This window comes from Guyparkeria halopsychrophila, from assembly GCF_044582135.1.
Classification (GTDB): domain Bacteria; phylum Pseudomonadota; class Gammaproteobacteria; order Halothiobacillales; family Halothiobacillaceae; genus Guyparkeria.
In genome coordinates this window covers 17,236-43,359 of record NZ_JBDODP010000010.1, presented here as the reverse complement: position 1 = coordinate 43,359, position 26,124 = coordinate 17,236, and the positions used below count along the sequence as shown (strand labels likewise).

At 64.4% G+C, this 26,124-nt stretch carries 21 protein-coding genes; 14 read left to right on the top strand and 7 right to left on the bottom strand.

The window, feature by feature from the left end:
* Positions 1-26 precede the first annotated feature (26 nt).
* From ccoO to ABGV18_RS05870, 4 genes are all read right to left on the bottom strand, one after another.
* Positions 27-761, bottom strand: coding sequence for a cytochrome-c oxidase, cbb3-type subunit II (gene ccoO, locus ABGV18_RS05885; protein ID WP_396585216.1), 735 nt, complete (start codon positions 759-761; stop codon positions 27-29).
* A gap of 18 nt (positions 762-779) precedes the next feature.
* On the bottom strand, positions 780-2,237 hold the full coding sequence (gene ccoN / locus ABGV18_RS05880) for a cytochrome-c oxidase, cbb3-type subunit I (RefSeq protein ID WP_396585215.1): 1,458 nt from the start codon (positions 2,235-2,237) through the stop codon (positions 780-782).
* Between the two features lie 247 nt (positions 2,238-2,484).
* Positions 2,485-3,333: a malonyl-ACP O-methyltransferase BioC gene (bioC, locus tag ABGV18_RS05875; protein ID WP_396585214.1), complete on the bottom strand. Its 849-nt coding sequence runs from the start codon at positions 3,331-3,333 to the stop codon at positions 2,485-2,487.
* A gap of 77 nt (positions 3,334-3,410) precedes the next feature.
* Positions 3,411-4,166 (bottom strand): alpha/beta fold hydrolase, encoded by a 756-nt coding sequence (locus ABGV18_RS05870; RefSeq protein WP_396585213.1) that lies wholly within the window; start codon positions 4,164-4,166, stop codon positions 3,411-3,413.
* An 86-nt stretch (positions 4,167-4,252) separates the two neighbouring features.
* Between ABGV18_RS05870 and plsY the strand changes: the two genes are divergently transcribed.
* Positions 4,253-4,918 (top strand): glycerol-3-phosphate 1-O-acyltransferase PlsY, encoded by a 666-nt coding sequence (gene plsY / locus ABGV18_RS05865; RefSeq protein WP_396585212.1) that lies wholly within the window; start codon positions 4,253-4,255, stop codon positions 4,916-4,918.
* Here plsY and tsaD read toward each other — a convergent pair.
* Positions 4,908-5,948 carry a tRNA (adenosine(37)-N6)-threonylcarbamoyltransferase complex transferase subunit TsaD gene (gene tsaD, locus ABGV18_RS05860; protein ID WP_396585211.1) on the bottom strand — a complete coding sequence of 347 codons (1,041 nt, stop codon included), beginning with the start codon at positions 5,946-5,948 and terminating at the stop codon, positions 4,908-4,910. The two genes, plsY and tsaD, sit on opposite strands and share 11 nt — an antisense overlap.
* Before the next feature lie 168 nt (positions 5,949-6,116).
* On the opposite strand from tsaD, the gene rpsU reads away from it, so the two are divergent.
* The 4 genes from rpsU to hemE all read left to right on the top strand — a co-directional run bounded on the left by rpsU (position 6,117) and on the right by hemE (position 9,379).
* Positions 6,117-6,332 carry a 30S ribosomal protein S21 gene (gene rpsU, locus ABGV18_RS05855; RefSeq protein WP_396582066.1) on the top strand — a complete coding sequence of 72 codons (216 nt, stop codon included), beginning with the start codon at positions 6,117-6,119 and terminating at the stop codon, positions 6,330-6,332.
* Between the two features lie 25 nt (positions 6,333-6,357).
* On the top strand, positions 6,358-6,807 hold the full coding sequence (locus ABGV18_RS05850) for a GatB/YqeY domain-containing protein (RefSeq protein ID WP_396585210.1): 450 nt from the start codon (positions 6,358-6,360) through the stop codon (positions 6,805-6,807).
* Positions 6,808-6,899: 92 nt separating this feature from the next.
* Positions 6,900-8,309, top strand: a complete 1,410-nt coding sequence (locus ABGV18_RS05845; RefSeq protein ID WP_396585209.1) for an FAD-dependent oxidoreductase — start codon at positions 6,900-6,902, stop codon at positions 8,307-8,309.
* Between the two features lie 5 nt (positions 8,310-8,314).
* Complete coding sequence (hemE, locus tag ABGV18_RS05840; RefSeq protein ID WP_396585208.1) at positions 8,315-9,379, top strand: uroporphyrinogen decarboxylase; 1,065 nt, start codon at positions 8,315-8,317, stop codon at positions 9,377-9,379.
* A gap of 114 nt (positions 9,380-9,493) precedes the next feature.
* Here hemE and ABGV18_RS05835 read toward each other — a convergent pair whose 3' ends face one another.
* Both ABGV18_RS05835 and ABGV18_RS05830 read right to left on the bottom strand, forming a co-directional pair.
* Complete coding sequence (locus ABGV18_RS05835) at positions 9,494-10,096, bottom strand: hypothetical protein (RefSeq protein ID WP_396585207.1); 603 nt, start codon at positions 10,094-10,096, stop codon at positions 9,494-9,496.
* Between the two features lie 86 nt (positions 10,097-10,182).
* Positions 10,183-12,477: a PBP1A family penicillin-binding protein gene (locus tag ABGV18_RS05830; RefSeq protein ID WP_396585206.1), complete on the bottom strand. Its 2,295-nt coding sequence runs from the start codon at positions 12,475-12,477 to the stop codon at positions 10,183-10,185.
* 233 nt (positions 12,478-12,710) lie between these two features.
* Between ABGV18_RS05830 and pilM the strand changes: the two genes are divergently transcribed.
* The 9 genes from pilM to gltB all read left to right on the top strand — a co-directional run bounded on the left by pilM (position 12,711) and on the right by gltB (position 26,058).
* Positions 12,711-13,805 (top strand): type IV pilus assembly protein PilM, encoded by a 1,095-nt coding sequence (gene pilM / locus ABGV18_RS05825; RefSeq protein ID WP_396585205.1) that lies wholly within the window; start codon positions 12,711-12,713, stop codon positions 13,803-13,805.
* Positions 13,805-14,392, top strand: coding sequence for a PilN domain-containing protein (locus ABGV18_RS05820; protein WP_396585204.1), 588 nt, complete (start codon positions 13,805-13,807; stop codon positions 14,390-14,392). The genes pilM and ABGV18_RS05820 overlap by 1 nt, the downstream gene beginning before the upstream one ends.
* Before the next feature lie 2 nt (positions 14,393-14,394).
* Positions 14,395-15,018, top strand: a complete 624-nt coding sequence (locus tag ABGV18_RS05815; protein WP_396585203.1) for a type 4a pilus biogenesis protein PilO — start codon at positions 14,395-14,397, stop codon at positions 15,016-15,018.
* Positions 15,015-15,563: a pilus assembly protein PilP gene (locus ABGV18_RS05810; protein WP_396585202.1), complete on the top strand. Its 549-nt coding sequence runs from the start codon at positions 15,015-15,017 to the stop codon at positions 15,561-15,563. The genes ABGV18_RS05815 and ABGV18_RS05810 overlap by 4 nt, the downstream gene beginning before the upstream one ends.
* A gap of 90 nt (positions 15,564-15,653) precedes the next feature.
* Positions 15,654-17,783 (top strand): type IV pilus secretin PilQ, encoded by a 2,130-nt coding sequence (gene pilQ / locus ABGV18_RS05805; RefSeq protein ID WP_396585201.1) that lies wholly within the window; start codon positions 15,654-15,656, stop codon positions 17,781-17,783.
* Positions 17,784-17,857: 74 nt separating this feature from the next.
* The gene (aroK, locus tag ABGV18_RS05800) at positions 17,858-18,397 is read left to right on the top strand and encodes a shikimate kinase AroK (RefSeq protein ID WP_396585200.1); all 540 of its coding nucleotides are present in this window, start codon (positions 17,858-17,860) and stop codon (positions 18,395-18,397) included.
* 267 nt (positions 18,398-18,664) lie between these two features.
* Positions 18,665-19,783, top strand: a complete 1,119-nt coding sequence (gene aroB, locus ABGV18_RS05795) for a 3-dehydroquinate synthase (protein ID WP_396585199.1) — start codon at positions 18,665-18,667, stop codon at positions 19,781-19,783.
* Positions 19,784-19,824: 41 nt separating this feature from the next.
* Positions 19,825-21,282: an SPOR domain-containing protein gene (locus ABGV18_RS05790; RefSeq protein ID WP_396585198.1), complete on the top strand. Its 1,458-nt coding sequence runs from the start codon at positions 19,825-19,827 to the stop codon at positions 21,280-21,282.
* 312 nt (positions 21,283-21,594) lie between these two features.
* The gene (gltB, locus tag ABGV18_RS05785; RefSeq protein WP_396585197.1) at positions 21,595-26,058 is read left to right on the top strand and encodes a glutamate synthase large subunit; all 4,464 of its coding nucleotides are present in this window, start codon (positions 21,595-21,597) and stop codon (positions 26,056-26,058) included.
* The last annotated feature ends 66 nt before the right edge of the window (positions 26,059-26,124 follow it).

The following is a 26,124-nucleotide window of genomic DNA, read 5'->3' as shown; positions in this document are numbered from 1 at the left end:
CACCTCGAAGGTGGCGGTTTCAAGTATTAACGGAACTGGTTGAAGTGGCCGTCTTCATACTTAGAGAAGTCGACCATCGTACCCAGCATCTGCAGGTAGGCCACGAGGGCGTCCATTTCGGTGATGCGGTCCGGATTGCCGTCCCAGTTCTCCGCACCGGCCTGGCTTTCCAGGACCTCGGTGGCGTTGGAGACGTGAAGCTGCTCGGCCTGGTCGGCACCGAACTGCTCGACGTTGGCGTCGTACTCTTCCTGACTCTGCGAGTACGGTACGCCGACCCGCTTGAGCGCGACCATGCGGCCCTCGATCTGACTGTAGTCCAGATCGTCTTCCAGCAGCCACGGGTAGCCCGGCATGATGGACTCCGGCACCAGTGACTGCGGGTCGACCAAGTGCTGGGTCTGCCACTCGTTGGAGTACTTGCCACCAACGCGAGCGAGGTCCGGGCCGGTGCGCTTGGAGCCCCACTGGAACGGATGATCGTACTGCGACTCGGCCGCCAGCGAGTAGTGGCCATAGCGCAGTTGCTCGTCACGGAACGGACGGATCATCTGCGAGTGACAGGTGTAACACCCCTCACGCACGTAGATGTCCCGGCCACGCAATTCCAGCGGGGTGTAAGGACGCACACCGTCCACTTCTTCGACCGTCTCCTCGATGTGGAACAACGGGACGATCTCGACCAGCCCCCCGATACTGATGACCATCAGCGTGAGGACAATCAGCAGGCCGGAGTTGATTTCAATGCTTTCGTGTTTCATTCACCTAACCTCAATCCTTTAGCGTGCGGCGGCAGCAACGGGTTCGCGGCCTTCATCAGATGCCGACTGACGGGCACCCGAGATCGTCATGTAGATGTTGTACGACATCAGCAGCATGCCCGACAGGAAGAAGACACCACCAATGGCACGTACCACATACGGGATGTGCAGGAACGTGACGGTCTCGATGAAGGTGTAGGCCAGGTTGCCGTACTCGTCGAAGGCACGCAGCATCAGACCTTGACCGATGCCGGCGACCCACAGAGCGACGATGTAGAGCACCACACCGATAGTGGCCAGCCAGAAGTGGACGAACACCAGCTTGGTCGAGTACAGCGTGGTACCCCAGAGCCGCGGCATCATGTGATAGAAGGATCCGATGGTGATCATAGCCACCCAACCCAGTGCGCCGGAGTGCACGTGACCCACGGTCCAGTCGGTGTAGTGCGACAGGGCGTTAACCGACTTGAGCGACATCATCGGACCCTCGAAGGTCGACATGCCGTAGAAGGCTAACGCGGTGATCAAGAACAGTATGATCGGATCCGTACGCAGCTTCTCCCAGGCACCCGACAGGGTCATGATGCCGTTGATCATGCCGCCCCAGGACGGCAGCAGCAGCAGGATCGAGAAGGTCGCGGCCAGGGTGGTAACCCAGTCCGGCAGCGCGGTCCAGTGCAGGTGGTGCGCGCCGACCCACATGTACAGGAACGACAGCGCCCAGAAGTGCACGATCGACAGGCGGTAGGAGTAGATCGGGCGACCGGCCTGCTTGGGCACGAAGTAGTACATCATGCCGAGGAAGGCGGAGGTCAGGAAGAAGCCGACCGCGTTGTGGCCGTACCACCATTGGGTCATCGCATCCTGCACCCCGGAAAACAGCGAGTAGGACTCAAGGCTGTTCCAGGCGACCGGCACCTGCAGGTTGTTGAAGATATGCAGCAGGGCGGTGGCCAGGATGAAGGACATGAAGAACCAGTTGGCCACGTAGATGTGCGGCTGACTGCGCTTGACCAGCGTCATCGCGTAGACGGCGAAGTAGACCACCCAGACCACGGTGATCAGCAGGTCGATCGGCCAGACGAACTCGGCGTACTCACGGCCCTGCGTGTAGCCGGCCATGTAGAACAGGACCCCGGAGAGGATGGCGAGCTGCCAGCCCCAGAAGGTGAGCTCCGGCAAGAGCTTGCCACCCCAGAGGCGCGCCTGACAGGTGCGCTGCACGATGTAGTAGGACGTTGCGAACAGCGCGCTACCACCGAAACCGAAAATCACCAGCGTCGTATGCACGGGGCGCAGACGACCGAAGGTGATCTCGGCGATATTGAAGTTCAAAAACGGCCATGCCAGCTCACTGGCAATGTAGACACCGGCAAGCATCCCCAGCAAGGCCCAAATCATGGCCATGATGGCGAATTTCTTGACGATGCCGTAATTGTACTGCTCGGTTGCTACCGGCACTGCATTGGTGGACATCGTGACCCCTCCAGACTTTTAGGTTCATCCCGGCCGCGTCGGCCAGACCCTTTTTCTCGGTCGGCAATCATAATCGAATCCCCTGCCGACAAAAACCTATGAATTTACTAATTTACTCGACCGAAACCCACCCGCAAGACGCGCTTTCAAGCAGTTAGCGGCCATTTCAGCCACGCATAAGCAAACCTGATTGCTTGACGCGCAAGTTTTATCTGTTGCAGGAGCGCCACACGACCGCATAACGGGCTCAGCCGGCGGCCACGATGCCGTGCGCCCGATCAGCCACCGGAGAGACCCCGGTACCCCACGCCAGGCCGTAGACGATCTCGTAACTCAAAGGAATGCGGCCATCGACCGCCTGAGCCGCCAGCGCCTCCCGGAACCGCCGCCAAGCCCTGGGGCCAGTCAGCCCCGTGGCACGTCCGGCCTGAGCATTGGCGACACCCACGCCCCGCAGATCGGCCAGGAGGGCATCAACCGTGGGGTAGGTGACCGTCACTGTTTCGCGATCCATCACCGGATCGGCCAGCATGGCCGAGACCAGCGCATCGCCGAGATCGTGCATATCGAGAAACTGGTGGACATGGGGCGTCAAGTCGACCTCTGCCCAGGCGCGCCGGATTTCCTGCAGGCTGTCCGGCCCCAGCGTCGTGAAGGCAAACGGCGCACCCGAAGCACTCACCCGGGCGACCTCGCCGAACAGGGCCGCAGGCCGATCGCTCCATTGCACGGCAAAATTGGAGACCACTGCATCCATGCTGCCGCCGGCAAACGGCAGGGCATGCATGTCGGCGGCGACCGCTGCCCGATGCGGCGACCACCAGCGTCGTCGAGGCAGGCGCTGCAACATACTCTCCGCCAGATCGAGCCCCACCACATCCGCCTGCGCGTAGCGCTCACGCATGGCGCGCACCATCTGCCCCGTCCCCGCCCCCAGGTCGAGAATGCGTTGCGGATCGAGCTTCAACCAGTCGAAACGTTCATCCAGCCGTCGACCGATCTCACGCTGAACCGCCGCATGTTGGTCATAGTCGGTCGCCGCGCGGTTGAACCGGTCACGGACGCGGCGCAGGTCAAAAGAGGGCAAGGCAGACATGCTAGGGACAGGAACTCGCGATTGATTTGTGGATGGCATGCGGTGTAAGGAGCAAGGCGCCACGACGAGCGAGTCGCTCAGTCTGTCGAACGGGCACCCGGATCATCGGTGAGCGGACGGACCAGTGAGCGCGCCAAGGCAACCGGATGATTGAGCCACGCGGCGTGCCCACCCTGTTCGAACCGATGCACATGCACATGGCCCGGCAGGTCGAGATGCTGCGGCCAGTCGACGGGCACCAACTGGTCGTCGGGCGCCAGCCAGATGTCGACGGGCACATCGATCGCGGCCAGTTCGCTTCGAAGATCCAGCCGGGCCAGCCAGTCGAGACCGCTGGCAGCCGCCAGCTTTTCTGATGCGGCAGGCGCGCTCGGGAGATCAAAACGTCGCCGAAAGGCGACCGCCGCCGCGAGGGGGTGCCGCCCCGCCGCCCGGCGCAAGGCTTGCCAATCGCCGTGACTCACCCCGGGCCATCCATCCGCCGCCAAAAAACGCGGTGTAGCCTGGATCAACACCAGCCGCGCGGGCCGTATGCGGCCCTGCCGGACGGCTTCGAGCAGCAACGAACCGCCCAGCGACCATCCCACCCAGACCGCCGGGCCGGAAATCGACTCCGCGCGCCCCTGTCGCCCCGTTTCCAGTTGCGCCAGTTCCAGTCGCCCCGGCTCCAGTCGCGTCGACTCGAGCCAGTCGGTCGCAAACGTGGACCAACCAAAGGCCACTACCTCGTCGGCGGCCAGGTGGCGCATCAGCGGATCGAACACCGTCGCCGGAAAGGACCAGCCGGCTACCAGCCCGACCGAAGCCACTTTGGTAGAAGGGGCATCGGTCATCACGGTTCACACCCTAGGCCCGGCACCGTGGGTTCGATCACCCATCGAATCGCCGTGGTTTGCGGGCAGGCCCGCGGACCGTGATAATGACGATCCCATTCAAACCCCGGATTCAGCAATTGACTGCCCTCGACTGGCCCCTTCTGCTCATCATCGCCGTCGCCGCCTACCTGGTTGGCTCGTTGTCCACCGGGGTGATCACAGCACGCCTGCTGGGATTACCGGACCCACGCTCGGCCGGCTCAGGCAATCCGGGCGCGACCAATGTCCTGCGCCTGGGTGGCAAGAAGGCGGCCATTGTCACGTTAGTCGGCGATCTCCTCAAGGGCCTGATCCCCGTCATCGTCGCGAGTATGGCCGTCGATGGCGCCTCGCGCGAGGCTGCAATGGGTACGGCCGGCCTGTTCGCCTTCCTCGGCCACCTGTTTCCGGTGTTCTTCGGCTTCAAGGGCGGCAAGGGGGTGGCGACCGCCGCCGGCGCAATCCTCGCCATGGCACCGTTAATCGGACTGGTCGCCATCGTCGGCTGGCTGAGCACGGCCTGGGCAACCCGCTATTCCTCGCTGTCCGCCCTGTTTGCCGCGGTGGTGGCCGCGACCCTGGCCACCTTCATCGCGCCGCCGTTCATCGCCTTGGCAATCTCGTTGATGTCGTTGCTGCTCATCCTGCGCCACCACGGCAATATCCGCCGGCTGGTGCGCGGCGAGGAACCGCGCATCGGCGAAAAAACCGAGCCGTCGATCAAGGAGTGACGGCCACCGTCGAGCCAAGCGCCCCTGGCAATTTGAGCTCGGCCAGGGGCCAGCGGGCCCGCACGCGGAACCCCGGCTTGGCGTCACGCTCGCCGGCCGCAAGCCGACGATATCCCGCCAACGCGATCATGGCGGCGTTGTCGGTGCATAGCTCGATTTCGGGGAAATACACCGCCCCACCCCGCTCGGTCATCATCTCGCCCAGTCGCTGCCGCAGAGGGCGATTGGCCGCCACCCCACCGGCGACCACCAGGCGATCCAGTCCGGTTTGCTCCAGTGCCCGCGTGAGCTTAATCACGAGGGTATCGATCACCGTCCGCTCGAACGAGGCCGCCACGTCCTCATGGGCGTGACCGGCAGCAATCGCGTTCGCCACCGCCGTTTTCAGCCCACTGAAGCTCAAGTCCAGGCCGGGGCGATTGATCATCGGCCGAGTGAACGGCACCGCCTTCGGGTCGCCCTGCTCGGCCAATCGCGACAGGGCCGCGCCACCGGGATAACCAAGACCCATCAGCTTGGCCGACTTGTCGAACGCCTCGCCGATGGCATCGTCGATGCTCTCGCCCAGGAGCCGGTAGTCACCCACCTCGCGCACCTCGATCAACTGACTGTGTCCGCCGGACACCAGCAACGCCAGAAACGGAAATGCCGGCGGGTCATCGCCCAGCAGCGGCGCCAGGATATGCCCTTCCAGGTGATTGACGCCCAGTGCCGGCAGCCCGCGACTCGCGGCGATGCCCTTGGCGAACGCCGCCCCCGTCATCAAGGCCCCGGCCAGCCCCGGACCGGCGGTGTAGGCAACCGCGTCAATGGCGTCATAACCCAGACCCGCATCCGCGAGCGTCGCGCGGGTCAGGCTGGGCAACCGGCGCATGTGATCACGGGCGGCGAGCTCCGGGACCACCCCGCCGTACTCGGCGTGCACCTCGGTCTGGGAATGGACACGGTGGGCCAGCAACTCACCGCGGCGACCATCAAACAAGGCCACGGCGGTCTCGTCACAGGAACTCTCGATTGCCAATACGCGCACGCGCGAAACTCCTCACTCCATTTGGGTATTGCCGAGGACACCGCCTGCGCCAGCATTTGCCTCTTGCACACCTCGGGCAACGCTTTATACTACAACACCTTTTATTTTGGACCGCATGGGTCCGAAGCCAAACATTTCAGTTTCAATTCAACGAGGTGGAACGCATTCATGCCTTCTGTACGTGTTCGGGAAAATGAGCCTTTCGAGGTTGCAGTTCGTCGCTTCAAGCGCTCTTGCGAGAAAGCCGGCATCATCAGCGAGATGCGCGAGCGCGAGTACTACGAAAAGCCGACGGCCGCCCGCAAGCGCAAGGCCGCGGCTGCCGTGAAGCGCAACCAGAAGCGCCTCTCGAAGGAACAATCGCGTCGCGTTCGCCTGTACTGATCGAGCTTGTGACGGCGATTACCGTATGAGCACGATCAAGGCACGTCTGACGGCCGACATGAAGTCGGCCATGAAGAGCCGCGAGAAGTCGCGTCTGACCACGATCCGCATGCTGATCGCCGCGATCAAGCAGCGGGAGATCGATGAGCGCCGGGAGGTCTCGGAAAACGAGGCCATGGCGATCCTGACCAAGCAGGCCAAACAGCGTCGCGAGTCGATCGCCCAGTACGAGTCCGCCGGCCGCGACGACCTGAAAAGCGTCGAGGAAGCCGAACTCGCGATCATCGAAACCTACCTACCTCAGCCGCTGTCCCCCGAGGAAATCGAGGCGGCGGTGGCCGAGATCATCGCCGCCGAGCAGGCCACCGATTTGAGCCAGATGGGGGCCGTAATGAAAACGGCCCGCGAACGCCTGGCCGGACGTGCCGACATGGCCGCCGTCAGCCAGTCCGTTCGCTCCCGCCTCTCGGCCTGAGCCACGGGGATCGCCCCGGGCCGCGGTCCGCACCGCCGGACCTCCACCCCGGGCACCGCGTTGATCCGAACCATCAATTCGAGAAACGAGCCATGGGCGAGACTTTCCAGTTCCTGAACGTGCCGCGACGCGACCCGGAGACCACCCCCGCCGAAGAGCGCGTCCAGGATTTCAACGAAATCTACGGGCAATTCACCCCGGATCACGCGGCCGAACAGTCCGATCGCTGCATCGAGTGCGGTAATCCGTACTGCGAATGGAAGTGCCCGGTCCACAATTACATCCCCAACTGGCTCAAGCTGATCGCCGAAGGCAACCTGCTCGAGGCCGCGGAGATGGCGCACAAGACCAACTCCCTGCCGGAAGTCTGTGGTCGCGTCTGCCCGCAGGATCGCCTCTGCGAAGGCGCCTGCACGCTCAATGACGGCTTTGGCGCGGTCACCATCGGCTCGGTCGAGAAATACATCACCGACGAGGCCTTCAAGTTGGGCTGGCGTCCGGACATGTCCGACGTCGTGCCCACCGACAAGCGGGTCGCGGTGATCGGCGCCGGCCCGGCTGGCCTGGGTTGCGCGGACATCCTGGCGCGTCACGGCGTCCAGGCCGTGGTGTTCGACCGCCACCCGCAGATCGGCGGACTGATCACCTTCGGCATCCCCTCGTTCAAGCTCGAAAAGCACGTGATGGAAACCCGTCGCGAGATCTTCGAGGGCATGGGCATCGAATTCCGCCTCAACACCGAAATCGGCAAGGACATTGCCATCGATGACCTGCTCGGCGAGTTCGATGCGGTGTTCATGGGCATGGGTGCCTACAACGCCATGCAGGGCGGCTTCCCGGGCGAGGATCTCGAGGGCGTGTACGCCTCGCTACCCTTCCTGATCGGCAATACCAACCACCTGCTCGACATGGGCGGGAATTACCCTTACATCAGCGTCAAGGACAAGCGCGTGGTCGTCCTCGGCGGCGGTGACACGGCGATGGACTGCACCCGCACCTCCCTGCGTCAGGGTGCGGCCAAGGTGACCACCGTCTATCGCCGCGACGAGGACAACATGCCGGGCTCGCGCCGCGAGGTGAAGAACGCCCGCGAGGAAGGCGCGCACTTCAGTTTCAACCTGCAGCCGGTCGAGGTGCTCGGCGAAGGCGGACAGGTCACCGGCGTGAAATTCGTCGAGACGCGTCTGGGCGAGCCGGACGAGCGCGGCCGCCGCCGCCCGGTGTCCATCGAGGGCTCCGAGCAGGTGATCGAGGCCGATGCCGTACTGATCGCCTTCGGTTTCCGCCCCTCACCGGCCGACTGGTTCGAACCGCAGAAGATCGAGCTCGATGCCAGCGGCCGCGTGGTCGTGCACCAGAAACAGGGCGGCCCGGCCTTCCAGACCAGCAACCCCAAGATCTTCGCCGGCGGCGACATGGTGCGTGGCGCGGATCTCGTCGTCACCGCCGTCTTTGAGGGGCGCAATGCGGCCTTCGGCATTCTCGACTACCTGGACGTATAAGCTTCATGACCGCTCCGCTGCAGAACGACCGCCTGTTACGCGCCCTGGCTCGCCAGCCCGTCGATCGCACCCCGATCTGGATAATGCGTCAGGCGGGCCGCTACCTGCCGGAATACAAGGCCACGCGCCAGCGCGCCGGCAGCTTCATGGACCTGTGCCGCTCGGCGGATCTCGCCTGCGAGGTCACCCTCCAGCCGCTGGAACGCTATGATCTCGACGCGGCCATCCTGTTTTCCGACATCCTGACCATCCCCGATGCCATGGGGCTGGGGCTGAAGTTCGTCGCCGGCGAAGGTCCGGTGTTCGAGCGCCCGGTGCGCTCGGCCGCCGACATCGCCCGTCTGCCGAAGCCGGACATGGGCTCGGACCTCGGTTACGTGATGAACGCCGTGTCGACCATCCGCAAGGCCCTGGACGGGCGCGTGCCGCTGATCGGATTCACCGGCAGCCCGTGGACACTGGCGACCTACATGGTCGAGGGCGGTGGCACCAAGGACTTCGCCAAGGTGAAGGGGCTCGTCTACAGCGACCCGAAGGCGGCGCACGATCTGCTCGGCCGGCTCGCGGACGCGGTGACCGAGTACCTCAACGCCCAGATCGAGGCCGGCGCCCAGTCACTGATGGTGTTCGACACCTGGGGCGGCGTGCTCGCCCCGCATGACTACCGCGACTTCTCGCTGCAGTACATGCAGCGCATCGTCGACGGCCTGAACCGCGAGCGGCCGGACGGCAGCTACGTCCCGGTCACGCTGTTCACCAAGGGCGGCGGCCAGTGGGCGTCCTTGATGGCGGACACCGGTGCCGACGGCATCGGGCTGGACTGGACCGTAAACCTCGACACCATCCGCGAACGCGTCGGTGATCGCGTTGCCCTGCAGGGGAACCTCGACCCGAGCGTGCTCTATGCACCCGACGAGGTGATCGAGCGCGAGGTGGCGCGCATCCTAGAGGAATTCGGCCCCAACCCCGGGCACGTCTTCAACCTCGGACACGGCATCCATCAGCACGTCGATCCGGACAAGGTCAAAGTACTTGTCGACGCGGTGCACCGCCTGAGCGCCCGCGACTGATCAGGACGTCGCTCGTTGATCCACTAAAAATGCCCCCGGTTTCGGGGGCATTTTTAATTGGACACCGATCAAGTGGACGGGATGGGCTGCCATGGAATCACCAGGTACTGCGCCTCAGGGCGTGTCCACCGCCGCTTCCTGCATGAGCGCCTCAAGTTGGCGCCGGGAGCCACGGCGCAACGTCGCCCCTCCCGGCACCAGCGGCGATTCGCGCAGCCGCTCTTCGGGGAAGACCTCCAGCACGATGTGGTCGTCGCCGGCACCGAAGGCGAATACCGACACCCGTTCGTTCCGCCCGTCGCGATATTGATAGCTGGTCTCGGACTCCTCGAAGGGGATGTCGTGGCCGAGCAGGCACTCGATGACGCGCTCGGGGGTCGGGGCGAACAGCTGCAGCACGATCGAGGAATACTCATCGGCCGTCCCGGTAAGCACGTCACCCACCAACCGCGGCCGGAACTCGGCGAAAAAGCTCATCGCCTCGAGCGCCGACCGCCGGAGAGTCGCCAATTGCTCTCGCTGTTCGGGGCGAAAGGCCGCCTGATACTGACTCAGTTCCAACTCGAGCCGCTCCAGGTCCGCGGAGCGAAAGCGAGGGTCAAGGGTTTCGCCCAGCTCATCCGCAGCGGCGCGCAATGAATCGCGGCGGGATTGGCCAAGGGCCTCGGCCGCGTGACGCGCCGCTCGACGCAACAATTCCAGTGAAGCGGGCCCCATGTCGCAGTCTCCTCATTCGACTCGTGCAGAGCGTCTTTCGAATCGTCTTTCGAGGGGACGACGCTCGAGACCATCGCCCCCAACGGTCAGAACAGGTTGTCAATCACCTCACGCGACGTGCCCGACGCCGCCGCGGCGCCCTCTTTGGGAAGGCTGGACTGCGGGTTGGTCGAATCGAAATATTCGCTCATCGCCCCCGGGTGCCCCTCCGACACCCGGTTTCCGGTATCCGGGTCGATCCACGCGGTAATGATCCCCTCCGGTGGCTCCTCGGCGTCCCCGGGCGGCGGAAGCACGTCACGCATGAAGTCGATCCACATCGGCAGAGCCGCCTTGCCACCCGTCTCGCGTCGTCCCAGCTCGCTGTTGTCGGCAAAACCCACCCAGGCAGTGGCCACCCAGCCGGGGCCGAAGCCGGTGAACCAGGCATCACGCTGATCGTTGGTGGTCCCGGTCTTCCCGCCGATATCCTCCCGCTCCAGCGCCCGCCAGGCGCGCACCCCGGTGCCCTCACGGACCACACCCCTGAGCCCCGAACGCATCAGGAAGGCGTTCTGCGCCGAGATCACTCGTGGGGCGAGGCTCGGGTCGGCCGTGTCGACCGGGCAGTTGTCGCAGAGACTGACCGACGGGTGTGAATCGATCACGCCATCGTCCGGGTTATCCAGCTCGGTGATCAGGAACGGAGTGACGCGATAGCCACCATTGGCGAACACGGCGAAGCCGGCGACCTGGTCCAGCGGCGTCAAGGTATAGCTGCCCAACGCCATCGACAGGGTCGGCTGCCATTTCTCCACCGGCAAGCCAAAGCGACCGGCATACTCCAGGACCGCCGAGGTACCCACGGCCTGCGCCAGGCGGACGGACACCAGGTTTACCGAGTTCGTCAGGGCCTCACGCATGCGACGCATGCCACCAAAACTGCGCCCGTAATTGCTTGGGCGCCAGTCAACGCCCTGGCTAACGCCATCCTCCACCACGATCGGCGAGTCGTTGATCATACTCGCCCAGCTAAATCCCTGGTCGAGCGCGGCGGAGTAGAGGTAAGGCTTGAACCCGGAGCCAGGCTGTCGTTCGGCCCGGGTGACAGTGTTGAATTTACTGCCCTGGAAGAAATCAAACCCACCGACCATCGCCCGAATGGCCCCAGTGGACGGATCGAGTGCGACAAATGCCCCGGTCACCTCGGGGATCTGCGCCAGTCGGTACGCCACCCCCTCGTCGGACTCGACTGGTTCGACCCGAATCAGGTCGCCTCGACCGAGCACCCCATCAACAGCCTTGGGCTTGGGGCCGCAACGATCGATGTCTTGGTACTCACAAGCCCAACGCATGGCGTCGAGATCGAGGATCACTTCACCCGCATCTCGCACCAGCACACGCGCTTCGGCCGCATCGGCCTCCAGCACCACGCCCGGCAACAACCCGCCGACCCGGCTGGCATCCGCCAGTCGCTCTTCCAATGCCTCGCGATCCTCGAGCCATTCACTCCAGTCGGACTCCGGACCGCGGTAACCGTGGCGCTGGTCGTAGTCGATCAGCGCCCGACGCAAGGACCGCCTCGCGGATTTCTGCGCCTCGGGGTCGATGCTCGTGTGCACCGCCAGCCCCATCTCGTAGGCTTCCTGGCCGTACTTCTCGATCAGGTCACTACGCGCCATCTCCGCGGCGTACGGTGCGCGGGTATCGACCTCCGACGAGATGTACAGGCGCCCCGGCAAGGGCTCGTCGATCGAGCGATCGAATGTGGCCTGGTCGATCTGGCCCAGCTTGAGCATGCGCCCCAGCACGTAGGCACGTCGCGCCAGGGCACGTTCGGGATCGCTGACAGGATTGGTGGTCGAGGGGGCCTTCGGCAGGGCCGCCAGCATGGCCGCTTCAGCGACCGTCAGTTCCGGCAAGTCCTTGTCGAAGTAGACCTGGGCCGCCGCCTTGACGCCGTAGGCCCGGTGGCCCATGAAAATCTTGTTGAGATACAGGGCAAGGATGTCTTCCTTGCTGAAGGCGCGTTCGATCTTGACCGCCAGCAGGATCTCGTGAAGCTTACGGGTATAGGTCTTCTCCCGCCCGAGATAAAAGTTGCGCGCCACCTGCATGGTGATGGTCGAACCCCCCTGGGACTTCTCGCCGGTACGCACCAGTTCGATAGCCGCACGCGCCAGCCCCAGGAAATCGACCCCGATGTGCTCGAAAAAGCGATCGTCCTCGGCAGCGATGAACGCGTCCACCACGACCGGCGGCAGCTGATCGTAGGAAACCGGGAAACGACGTTGATCGCCGAACTCCGCGATCAAGCCGCCTTCGCGGTCGTGGATCTGCATCGGCATCTGGTATCTCACCTCGCCCAGCTCAACGACACTGGGCAACTGGGTGTTGTACATATGATACAGAACGCCAACGCCGGCGAGGCCCAAAATCAGGCCCAAACCAACCAGATAGAAAATAATCTTGATAAGCTTCATTCGAATAGTAGAGAAAAAGGCCCATTGACCTGTTGCTGCGAGCCCGCACCGGCGCCGTTGTCGACAAGCGCGACGGTTATGCCATAGGATGCATCTACTGGGAGACAAGGTGCGTGTGTGCGAAACCTTAACGCACGCTCAAAAGGAAGGGAATGACCGTGCCACTATTCAGCGCTAAACCCGCTCGCCTCGGGGTCGACATCAGCTCGACCGCCGTCAAGCTAATCCAACTGGAAAAACGCCGCGGTGGTTATCGCACCACGGCATTCGCGATCGAACCCCTGCCGCAGGGGGCCGTTCAAGGCAAGTCGATCACCGACCTGGAAGCCGTCGCGGACGCGCTGACGCGGGCAATTCGCCGTGCCCGCGTCAAAGGTCGGCATCTGTCCATGGCGGTGCCGACCTCCTCGGCGGTCAGCCGGGTGTTGCATATCGACAACCCCGGTGACGAGTTCGAACTTGAGGAACAGGTCCGACTGGAAGCGGACCAGTACATCCCCTTCCCGATCGACGAGGTCAACTTCGACTTCGAGCGCGTCCAGACCGACATTCTCGGCAAGCAGAAGAAGCATCGTGCGGGGGATGACGTGGGTGTCGACGTCCTGATGGCCGCCACGCGCACCGACAACGTCGACAGTCGCGTGGCCGTGGCGGAAGCCGCCGGAATGATGGTTGACGTGGTCGACATCGAATCGTTTGCCCTGCAGAACGCGTTTACCGAGATACTGGCTCCGACACTCGCCCCCGAAGAACGTTCCCAACCGGTGGCGGTATTCGACTTGGGTGACACCTCGACGACACTGAGCATCTTTGTCGGCGACGAGATCGTCTACACGCGCGAGCACGAGGGCGGCGGCCAGCAACTCACCAGCGAGATCGCCGCCCAGTACGGCTTGACACTGGAAGAGGCCGAAGAGCGCAAACGTGACGACAGCCTTCCCGAGGACTACCCCCGCAAGGTGCTGCAGCCCTACCTCGATTCGCTCGCCATGAACATCGAGCGATTCATCCAGTACTACTACTCGGAGTCGAGCGGCAGCACCGTCAACCTGATCTTGCTTGGCGGCGGTGCGGCAAATGCCGCCGGCGCCGTCGAACGCATCAACAACGAGACCGGGGTTCCGACCCGGCTGGCGAATCCGTTCGCCGCACTCGCCAAAGGACCTGGCGTGTCCGCCGAGCAAATGGCTCGACACGGCACCGCAATGCTGATTGCCTGCGGGCTTGCGTTAAGGAGTTTCGACTGATGAGACGGATCAACCTTCTCCCCTGGCGCGAGGAACGGCGCCAGAAACGGCAACGCGATTTCGTCATCCACCTTGTGCTGGCCGCCCTGATCGCCGTCGCCGTCGCCTACGGCATCCACAGCTTCATGCAGTCACAGATCGAGAACCAGCAGGCCCGCAACGCCTACCTCGAGGACGTGATCACGAAGCTCGACCGCCAGATCCAGACGATCAACGAGCTAAAACAGCGCAAGGCCGAGCTGACCGCGCGCATGCAGGTCATCGAGAAACTCCAGTCCAGCCGGCCGACGATCGTCCACCTGGTGGAAAACTTCGTCACCACCCTGCCGGACGGCGTCCAGCTGACCGACGTCACGGTGACCAACGACGAAAAGATCAGCATCCAGGGCAAGGCTGACGCCCAGGCACGGGTCGCGGCGTACCTCCGCCGACTGAACAGCGCCGGCTATATCGGCAACGCCAGCCTGGTGGGCTCGGGCATTCTTGCCGAGGGATCGGATCAGACAGCCAATGCCGGCCAGTACGTGTTCTCGATCGAAGCGAAGATCACGCCGCCCAAGGAAGACGACGCGGACCAGGAGAACTGAGCATGGATCTCAACGAATTGAGAAATCTCGATTTTCAGACGATCGGCCTGACCTCGCTGGGTACCCGGCTGATCATCTTCGCCTTCGTGTTCGTGCTCATCGTTGGGGGGGTGGTGTATTTCGACACCTTGCCGCAGAAGGAACTGCTCGAGCGCGAACAGCGTGAGGAGCAATCGCTGCTGCAGACCGTCGACCAAAAGCAGCGCCTGGCCGCCAACCTCGAGGCCTACCAGGCCCAGATCAAGGAAATGGAGACACGTTTCGGCGAACTGCTGCGCCAACTGCCGAACAAGCGCGAAGCGGAGAACCTGATCGACAACGTCGCCCAGACATCGCTCTCAAACGGACTGAAGAATGAGCAGATCCGCCCCGGCAGCGAGGTCAAGCACGACTTCTACGCCGAGATGACCTACCACCTCTCGCTGCGCGGCACCTACCGCGAACTCACGCAGTTCGTCAGCGACACGGCCAACCTGCCGCGGATCGTCACCCTGCACAATCCGGCCATGAATCCCCGTGACGGCAACGTCACGGACGATGATGCGAGCCCGCGCGAACTGACGATGGACATCCAGGCGAAGACCTACCGGTATCTCGAAAGCGGCGAGCAAGGAGGCGGTCAATGAACACGGATCACAAGCGAACCGGTCTGGCCCGGCTGGGGCTGATCGGCACGGGTCTCGTTCTGATCGGCGCCGTCAGCGGGTGCGCCCAGGACATGACCGATCTCAAGCAGCAGGTCGCCGACTTGGAGGCCCGCCCGGGTGGCAAGATCGAGCCGATCCCGGAGATGAAGCCTCTACCGAAATACGCCTACAGCGTTCCGGAAGAAGCCCGCACGCCGTTCATGCCGCCCAAGAAAGACGACGTGGACGACTCGGATGGCCTCAAGCCGGACATCGATCGCCCCAAGGAACCACTGGAGCAGTTCCCTCTGGATGCACTCGCCATGCGCGGCATCATCAACCGGCAGGGCAGCACGTACGCCTTGGTGCGCGATGGCAACGGCGTCATCCACGAGGTGATGCTGGGTGACCACATGGGGCGCAACTACGGCGAGGTCATGGAGATCGGTGAAACCAGCGTCACGCTGGAAGAAGTCGTGCCCGATGGACAGGGTGGCTGGAAAAAACAGACAACGGTCGTCAAGTCTCAGAGCGGCCGGAGCTAAATGATGGGAAGCAGCGATATGGACAACCTCAAGACACCTTCACGCCTGAGCACCGGACTGCGTCGAGGGCTTGGCCTCCCAGCCATCACCATGGCCGCCGTCCTGGCTCCATGTCTGGCGCTGGCCGGCGATCTCAACGAGATCACCTACGACCGCACCAGCGACGGCACGGTACAAGTACACTTCAACCTCTCCGAGCCGTTGGCCGGCGAGCCGGGCAGCTTCAAGATCGACAACCCGGCCCGGGTGGCGGTCGACCTGCCCGACGTGGACAACCAGACCGGCAATCGCCAGACCTCGATCGCCCTGGGGGCGGTGAATTCGGTCATGCTGGCCGAGGCGAACGGCAAGACCCGAGCCGTGTTCAACCTTGACCAGTCGGTTCCCTATTCGATCAATCAAAACGGCAACCGCCTGACCGTCTCCTTTGATCAAGTGCGCCAGGCCATGACGACATCAAGCGGCCTGACCGTGACCGATCACGGCAGTTCCCAGGCCACGGCCATGGATGCCGGCCAGCCGATCGACTTCCGTCGTGCCTCCAGCGGGGCGGGCCGCCTGTTGCTCAACGTGGGCAGCACCGAGGCGCCGATGGACATTCGCCGTCAGGGCAGCCAGATCGTCGTGCGCCTCCCCGGCACCCGGCTGGAGGAAGGTGGCTATAACGTCAATGATTTTGCCACGCCGGTCGAGCGCGTCGACGTCCGCCGCGAAGGCAACGGCAGTCGAGTCACACTCCGGACCAACGATGCCGGCGAGCACCTGGCCTACCAGACCGGCAACCGCCTGGTCATCGAGGTCCAACCAATACCCGAGGAAGAGCGACACACCTCGCTGGGCAAGAAGGAATACACGGGCGAGCGCCTGACCCTGAAGTTCCAGGACATCCAGGTCCGCCCGCTGCTGCAACTGATCGCCGATTTCACCGGCAACAACATCGTCGTCAGTGACACCGTTCAGGGGTCGATCAGTCTGCGACTGGAAAACGTGCCCTGGGACCAAGCCCTCGACCTGATCATGACCACCAAGGGTCTGTCCTCGCGCGAGAATGGCAACGTGATCTACGTCGCCCCCACCGAGGAGGTCGCCGCGCGAGACAAGGCCGAGCTGGCCGCCCGCGAACAGGCCCAGCAACTGGCACCGTTGATCACCGACATTGTCCAGATCAACTACGCCAAGGCCGGCGACATCGCGGCCCTCGTGCGCCAGAGCTCGGGGTTGGGCGAGGGTGCTGGCGACAAGCAGAGCGACGGCAACTTCCTCAGCCGGCGCGGCTCGATCACCGTCGACTCACGCACCAACAACCTGATCGTCACCGACACGGCCGAGGCGCTCGACCGGGTCCGCGGCCTGATCGAGCAGGTCGACCGTCCGGTCAAGCAGGTATTGATAGAGACCCGCATCGTCATCGCCACCGACAACTTCTCGCGCGAACTGGGCGTCCGCTGGGGTGTGAATGCCGGATTCAACCGGGCGGGCAGTACAGTCGGCCTGGGATCGCAGGTGCCCAGCGTCAGTGGCTCTAGCCCCCTCCCGGGAGACGGCACCGGACAGACGATCTCTAATGCCGGCAATGTAGGTAGCAACCCTGGTTCGTGGATGGTCAACACACCGATCAGTGGTGACCCGACCGGCTCGCTGGGACTCGCTATCCTCGGCTCGAACGTGCTGCTCAACCTTGAACTCCAGGCAATGCAGAGCGAGGGCACCGGCAAGATCGTTTCCAACCCGAAGGTCATCACCACCAACGGGCACAAGGCGACGATCTCCCAGGGTGTCGAGATCCCCTATCAGTCCCAGACCGCCTCCGGCGGGGGCGCCATCTCGAACATCGAGTTCAAGGAGGCCCTGCTCAAGACCGAAGTCACCCCGCAGATCACGCCCAATGACATGGTGATCATGGACATCCTGGTGATGAAGGAAGAGCCGGACTACACCCGCGCGATCAATGGCGAACCGCCGATCAACACCCGCGAGGTGCAGACCAAGGTACAGGTCCAGAATGGCCAGACCGTGGTACTGGGTGGCATCTACGAGTTCGAGAACGTCACCCAACTGGAAAAGGTGCCCTTCTTCGGTGACCTGCCGGGGGTCGGTAACCTGTTCAAGAATCGCATACGTGACGATTCGCGGTTCGAGCTGCTGATCTTCGTCACGCCGAAGATCATCGACCGTGAGAACCTGGCGAACCACAACCGCGGCGTGATGATCAATAACTGACCACACCGGCTCCGCAACACACCAACCCCGCTTCGGCGGGGTTTTTCGTTTCCCCGTCGGTATACTCGGATCCCATGCGCAATATCATCCTAATCGGGCCGATGGGGGCCGGAAAGACGACCATCGGCCGAATCCTGGCCAACCGCCTCGGCTGGCAGTTTCACGATTCCGACCGCGAAGTCGAGAAGCGCACCGGCGTGAGCATTCCGTTGATTTTCGACATCGAAGGCGAGGCCGGCTTCCGCGAGCGGGAGCACGACATGCTCGCCAAGCTGTCCGCAGGCAGGGGCATGGTGCTCGCCACCGGCGGCGGCGCCGTGCTGCAAGCGGACAACCGGAAGCTGTTGCGGGACAACGGCCTGGTCGTTTATCTGTTCACCTCGGTCGAACGCCAGTTCGAACGCACCCAGCACGACACCCAACGACCGCTACTGCAAAACAGCGACCGGCGGGCGACACTGCGGCGACTGATGGAGGAACGCGACCCGCTCTACCGGGAAACGGCCCACGTGGTCCTGGAAACCGGCGGCCAGACCCCACGCGCGATGGCCGAGCGCATCCTCGCGGCAAGCCGACAGAGCGGGCTCGACGCCGACGACAACCCGACGGGTTGATGTAGACTTAGCAAGGGAAGCTCTGCACGATTCGATAGCGTCTCTGCGGGACCGCCAAGGGCCCAGATGCAAGGCACAGTCCGCCGTGAAGGGCCGTCGCCCTTTACAAGGGCTGCAACACAGCAGATGGGCCCTTGGCGGCCCGCCCGGATGGGGCTTGCGGGTTTGCCCGCAAGCCAGAGATGCCATCGAATCGTGCAGAGTTTCCCAAGGCGGCCCCACGGGGTCGTCGTTATCTGACGAACCCCAGCCGACAGGGCACCGCTCATGCACGATCCCGCCGCTCCCATCTCGCAGCCCACCACCGTCAACGTGGACCTGGGTGAGCGCAGCTACCCGATCTTCATCGGCACCGGACTGATCGATGGCGACCAGATCGCCCGCTTCGTTCCCTCCTCGCGGGCCGTGATCGTCAGCAACACGACCGTCGCTCCGCTGTATGCCGAGCGACTGACGCAGGCGCTGGAGGCGGCCGACAAGCGCGTCGACCTGATCGCCCTGCCCGACGGCGAGCAGTACAAGACCCTCGAAACGCTCGAGCGCATCTTCGATTTCCTGATGGAAAAGCAGGTGGATCGCAAGACCACCCTGATCGCCCTGGGCGGCGGCGTGATCGGCGATATCACCGGCTTTGCCGCCGCGAGTTTCCAGCGTGGCGTGCCCTTCATCCAGGTGCCGACCACCCTACTCGCCCAGGTCGACAGCTCGGTGGGCGGCAAGACCGGCGTCAACCACCCGCGCGGCAAGAACATGATCGGCGCCTTCTATCAGCCGCGCTGCGTACTGGCGGACACCGGCAGCCTCGACACCCTTCCCGATCGCGAACTCTCGGCCGGGCTGGCCGAGGTGATCAAGTACGGACTGCTCTGGGACGAGGACTTCCTCGACTGGATCGAGACCAACATGGATGCGCTGCGCCAACGCGACAAGGCCGCACTGACCGAAGCGATCCGCCAGTCATGCCTGATCAAGGCCGAAATCGTCCGCCAGGACGAGCGCGAAGGCGGCATTCGCGCCCTGCTCAACCTGGGCCACACCTTCGGTCACGCCATCGAGGCCGGTATGGGGTACGGGCGCTGGCTGCACGGCGAGGCCGTCGGCGCGGGCATGTGCATGGCCGCCGACCTGTCCCATCGCCTCGACCTAATCGACACGCCCACGGTCCAACGCATCGAAACCTTGATCGAATCGGCCGGTCTACCCACCCGGGCCCCGGCCGACCTGTCCACCGACCGCCTGCGCGAGTTGATGGATAGCGACAAGAAGGTCGAGGAGGGTCGCCTGCGACTCGTCCTGTTGGGCCGACTTGGCCAGGCGCGCCTGGTCGATTGGGTGGCGGATGAAGACATTCGCGCCACCATCGAGGCCACGCGGGCCGCCGACTGACCACTCAACTTCCACCGACTCAAGCCACGAAGGATGCTGTCATGACCGAAGCGACGGAACACGCCCTGGAACAGGCCGAACGAATCGTCCAGTACGCCAAGTATTCCGACCGGTTCATGGTGGTCGAGGGCGACTCGGCCGCCGAGCGTCGCGCCTTCGTCAAGCTCATCGGCCAGAAACTCCCCCGCCAGGTCCGCCCGGTCGTGTTGCGTGCCGACAGTGGCAACGGCTCCGCCGCCCTGATCGACCAGCTGAGCACCCTCCTGCAACTGTCCGCCGGCATCGAGACGATCGACCAGCTGATCAGCGCGGCCACCGCCGCGCTTGAGGGCCAGGAGCGACTCCTGATCGTGGTGGAAAATGCCGACCACTGGCTGGACTCCGACGGCGCCGATGCCCTGTTTGACCTGATCACTCAGTCGCACGAGCTTGCACGCGAACGCATCCTTTTCCTCCTGGTCGGCGCCGCCGGCCTCTGTGAACAGACGGAAACGGCCCAACCACTGGCCGGCCTGGTCGCCGACCTGCATTGCGCCCAGTTGCTCGGCACCACACAAGCGGCCGCCGCGGCACCGGTCGCCGCGGCAGGCGCCTCCGACAGCGCCGTCGTGGCGACTCCCACAGCGGCCGCCGCCACGACCTCATCGACCCGGCAGGCCGGTAACAGTTCTCGTCGGCCGATGCCGGCAAGTCGCCCGATGTGGGCCAGCCCGACCCTGCTGATCGCCGCCGTCATCAGCGTCGCCGTGGTCGCCATTGGCGTATTCGCCCTGCTCGGCCGGTCGGACGACCCCACGCCCTCGGACACCGAAAGCGCGATCACCGTCAACGAGTCGAACGAGCAATCCGGCGCATCAACCGCGGCCGACGCGGAGAGCACCGAGGAGCAACCGGTGAGCGAGGAAGCCGGCCGCCAGACACCGAGCACCACCGACACCTCGACCGATGAGGCCGCCGCGCCGGTCGACCATGGCCTGCCGTTGTACGTCCCGTTCCCCGACGAGACCCCGAACGAAAGCAACGCCTCTGCCCCCGCGGACGACGCCTCGGCCGACAGCGATGCCGCCGAGTCGACCGACGGCCGCGAGCCGTCCAACGCCGACGTCGCGGAACAAGACGATGAGGCCGCGGCGGCTCCCGTCACGGCAGACGCCCGTGGCACCGCAGCGTCCACGCCACCGGCCGACGTCGATAACGCCTGGTTCCGCGACCAACCACGCGCCCGGGCCGCCATCCAGTTGGCCGCCTTCGGCAATCTCGACGGCGCCGAGGGGATGATCGAGCGTTTCGCGACCGACGAGCAGCCGCGTGATCAGTGGCGCATCTTCACCCAGGCAATCAACGGCAAGGTCCTCTACACGGTGACCTTCGGCGACTTCGCCTCGGCCGAGCGGGCCGAGCACGCCATCGCCTCCCTGCCGACTGCACTGCGCGAACTCAAGCCCTACCCGCGCTCGGTGGGCGCGATTCAGGACAGGCTCACTGACGCCGCGGACTAAAGGGTCTCGTCGCCCGCCTCGAGGCACTGCCTCGGGGCAATCCACGCCCCGCCTGCCCCCAACACATCACCTAGCCGCCGCGCCGCGGCGACGCGCCAGCGTATCGATTTGCCTGATTCCCCCCGGACCGGTAAAATTCCGGCCCATTTTGCCCAAATCCCCCGGATACGGGCGCACATCGAACCACGGTCGGCACCTAGGCTGTTGGCACGCTGAAAAGCACGCCAACCAGACGGCCGGGCCGCCAAGCCGAGGGCGGGATGAGCGTCGCTCGCCCGGCAAGCCGGAAGAATCCAAGAGGTTGCGCAACTCATGAGCCAAGCCCCCACCCAAGGTCTGTACCACCCGAGTTTCGAGAAAGAGAACTGCGGCTTCGGCCTGATCGCACACATGGACGACCAGGCCAGCCACGGCCTGGTATCGACTGCGATCGGTGCGCTGGCTCGCATGACCCACCGCGGCGGCATTTCCGCCGACGGCAAGTCGGGCGACGGCTGCGGCCTGCTGCTGAAAAAGCCCGACGGCTTCTTCCGCAAGGCGGCCGCCGACCAAGGCATCGACCTGCCAGAGATCTACGCCGTGGGCGTGGTGTTCTTCAGCCTCGACGAGACCAAGCGCGAGCGGGCCCGCGAGGCGCTGATCGGCGCGATCGCCGAGCAGGGATTGAACCTCGCCGGCTGGCGCGCGGTGCCGACCGATCCGTCGGTCCTTGGCGAGATGTCGGCCGAAAAACGCCCGGAGATCGAGCACCTGTTCATCACTCCGGCCGAGGGCATGGACGAAAAGCAGTTCAATGCCGCCCTGTTCGTCGCCCGCCGTGATGCCGAGAACCTGATCCAGGACGACCCGGACTTCTACATCCCGTCGCTGGCCAGCCAGGTCATCTCCTACAAGGGACTGCTGATGCCCGAGGACCTGCCGCGCTTTTACAAGGACCTCAACGACCCGGCACTGGAGTCCTCGCAGGCGGTATTCCACCAGCGCTTCTCGACCAACACCTTCCCCGAGTGGAAGCTGGCCCAGCCGTTCCGCTACCTCGCCCACAACGGCGAGATCAACACCATCCGCGGCAACCGCAACTGGGCCTTGGCACGCGCGGCCAAGTTCTCCTCGCCGCTGATCCCGGATATGAACCGCATCCAGCCGCTGGTCAACACCACCGGCTCGGATTCCTCGTCGATGGACAACATGCTCGAGGTCCTGATCACCGGCGGGCTGGACATGTTCCACGCCATGCGCCTGATCGTGCCGCCGGCCTGGCAGAACATCGAGCACATGGACGCCGACTTGCGCGCGTTCTACGAATTCAACTCCCTGCACATGGAGCCCTGGGACGGCCCGGCCGGCATCGTGATGACCGATGGGCGCTTCGTCGCCTGCGCCATGGACCGCAATGGCCTGCGCCCGGCCCGGTGGGTGATCACCAAGGACCGTCACATCACGCTCGCCTCTGAGATCGGCGTCTGGGATTACGCGCCCGAAGACGTGGTGGAGAAGGGACGCGTGCGTCCGGGCCAAATGGTTGCGGTCGACACCGCCGAGGGCAAGCTGCTGCTGCCGCCGGACATCGATGGCCAGCTCAAGACCCGCAAGCCGTACCGAAAATGGCTGCGCGAACAGTCCGTGCGACTGAAGAACTCGGTCACCGACGAGGAAGTCCTGTCCCTTGCGCCGATGGACGACGACACGGTACGCACCTACGAGAAGGCCTTCCTGCTCTCCTACGAGGAGCGGGACGAGATCATCCGCGTGCTGGCCGAAAACGGCCAGGAAGCGATCGGCTCGATGGGCGACGACACCCCCATGGCCGTGCTGTCGCGGACCCAGCGCTCGCTGTTCGACTACTTCCGCCAGCAGTTCGCCCAGGTCACCAACCCGCCGATCGACCCGCTGCGCGAGGCGGTGGTCATGTCGCTGGAGACCCTGATCGGCCGCGAGCGCAACGTCTTCGAGGAAACCCCGGAACACGCCCACCGCGTGCAGCTGGAAAGCCCGATCCTGACGCCGGCGCGCTTCGAGGCCCTGACCCGGCTGGCCGACAGGGAATTCTCCTCGCAGCGCATCGAACTCAACTACTCCCCGGACGAGGGCCTGGAAGCGGCCGTCCGCCGGATTACCGACGAGGCAGTCGCCGCCATCAAGGGCGAGCACACCGTGCTGGTGCTCTCGGACCGGAACATCGCGGCCGATCGCCTGCCGGTCCACGCCCTGCTGGCCACCGGCGCGGTCCACCACCGCCTGATCCGTGAAGGCCTGCGCACCGACGCGAACATCGTCGTCGAGACCGGCACCGCCCGTGATTCGCACCACAACGCGGTGCTGATCGGCTATGGCGCGACCGCGGTGTTCCCGTATCTCGCCTTCGAGTCGATCAACGACATGCGTCGCCGCAACCAGATCGACGTCAAGCAGGCCGACAAGCTGACCAGCAACTACATCAAGGGCATCAACAAGGGCCTGAAGAAGATCCTGTCGAAGATGGGCATCTCCTCGGTCGCCAGCTACCGCGGCGCGCAGCTGTTCGAGATCATCGGCCTGGCCGACGAGGTAGTGGACCTCTGCTTCAAGGACACCACCAGCCGCGTGGCCGGCGCCACTTTCGTCGATCTCGAGGCCGATCAGAAGATCCTGATCAAGGAAGCCTTCACCAAGCGCAAGCTGCCGCGCCAGGGCGGTCTGCTCAAGTACATCGACGGCGGCGAGTACCACGCCTACAACCCGGATGTGGTCCAGACGCTGCAAAAGGCGGTCAAGGAAGACGATTACCGGGCCTGGGAAGAGTACGCCGCCCACGTCAACGAGCGCCCGGTGGCGGCATTCCGCGACCTGTTCCGCCTCAAGGAGGGCGTCACGCCGATCCCGCTGGACGAGGTCGAACCGATCGAATCGATCGTCTCGCGCTTCGACTCAGCCGGCATGAGCCTGGGCGCCCTGTCCCCCGAGGCACACGAGACCATCGCCCAAGCGATGAACCGTCTGGGTGCACGCTCGAACTCCGGTGAGGGCGGCGAAGACCCGGCGCGTTTCAACACGCCCAAGATGAGCAAGATCAAGCAGATCGCCTCGGGCCGCTTCGGTGTCACGCCGCACTACCTGGTCAATGCCGAGGTACTGCAGATCAAGATCGCCCAGGGCGCCAAGCCGGGTGAAGGCGGTCAGCTGCCGGGCCACAAGGTCGACGAGTTCATCGGCAAGCTGCGCTACGCGCGCCCGGGCGTGGCGCTGATCTCGCCACCGCCGCACCACGACATCTACTCGATCGAGGATCTGGCGCAGCTGATCTTCGACCTCAAGCAGACCAATCCGCAGGCGTTGGTCTCGGTCAAGCTGGTCTCCGAGCCGGGCGTGGGCACGGTCGCCGCGGGCGTCGCCAAGGCCTACGCTGACCTGATCACCATCTCCGGTTACGACGGCGGCACCGGGGCGAGCCCGCTGACCTCCGTCAAGTACGCCGGTAGCCCCTGGGAGCTGGGCCTGACCGAGGCACACCAGACCCTGCGCGCCAACGACCTGCGCGACAAGGTCCGCCTGCAGACCGACGGTGGTCTCAAGACCGGCCTCGACGTGATCAAGGCCGCCATCCTGGGCGCCGAGAGCTTCGGCTTCGGCACCGGCCCGATGATCGCCATCGGCTGCAAGTTCCTGCGCATCTGCCACCTGAACAACTGCGCCACCGGCGTGGCCACGCAAAACAAGGTGCTGCGCCTAGAGCACTTCAAGGGCGAGGTCGACAAGCTGGTCAACTACTTCCGCTTCATCGCCGAAGAGTCGCGTCACCTGATGGCAAGCGTGGGCGTGCGCTCGATCGAGGAGCTAATTGGGCGGACCGACCTGTTCGAACTGCGTGAGCCGACCACCGACAAGCAGCGCCACCTGGATCTCTCCAAGATCCTGTCGGATGCCGGCATGGTCTCGGATGCGCCCAGCTGCTGCGTCGCGCCGCGTAATGATCCGCACGACAAGGGCCTGCTGGCCGAGAAGATCGTCAAGGACGTCATGCCCGCGATCGAGGGCATGACCGGCGGCGAGTACAGCTATCCCATCCGCAACACCGATCGCTCGATCGCCGCGCGGGTCTCGGGCGAGATCGCCCGCCGTCACGGCAACCAGGGCATGGCCGACCACCCGATCAAGCTGCGCTTCACCGGCATTGCCGGGCAGAGCTTCGGCGTGTTCAATGCCGGCGGCCTGCACCTGGAGCTCGAGGGCGATGCCAACGACTACGTCGGCAAGGGCATGGCCGGGGGCGAGATCGTCATCTACCCGCCCAAGGGCAGCACCTTCGACTCCGCGGAAACCCCGATCATCGGCAACACCTGCCTGTACGGCGCGACCAACGGCAAGCTGTACGCGGCCGGCCAGGCCGGCGAGCGCTTCGCGGTGCGCAACTCGGGCGCCCAGGCGGTGATCGAGGGCTGTGGCGACCACGGCTGCGAGTACATGACGGGCGGCGTGGTCACGATCCTCGGGTCGACCGGCATCAACTTCGGTGCGGGCATGACCGGCGGCTTCGCCTACGTGCTCGACGAGACCAACGATTTCGTCGATCGCTACAACCACGAGTTGATCGACATCCACCGCCTGCAGGCCGCCGAACTCGAGCCACATCGCCAGCACCTGCGCTCGATCATCGAGGAACACGCCCGCCGCACCGACAGCGCACGTGCCCACGAGATCCTCGCGGACTTCGACGCCTACCTGCAGCGCTTCTGGCTGGTCAAGCCGAAGGCGATGGAAATCGGCGATCTGCTCGATCTGCTCAACAAAGCGGCGTAAGCCGATGCGCGGGCCCGATCTGGCTCGGGGCATCATCAATCCGGGACCGACCGCCCTTGCCGGGGT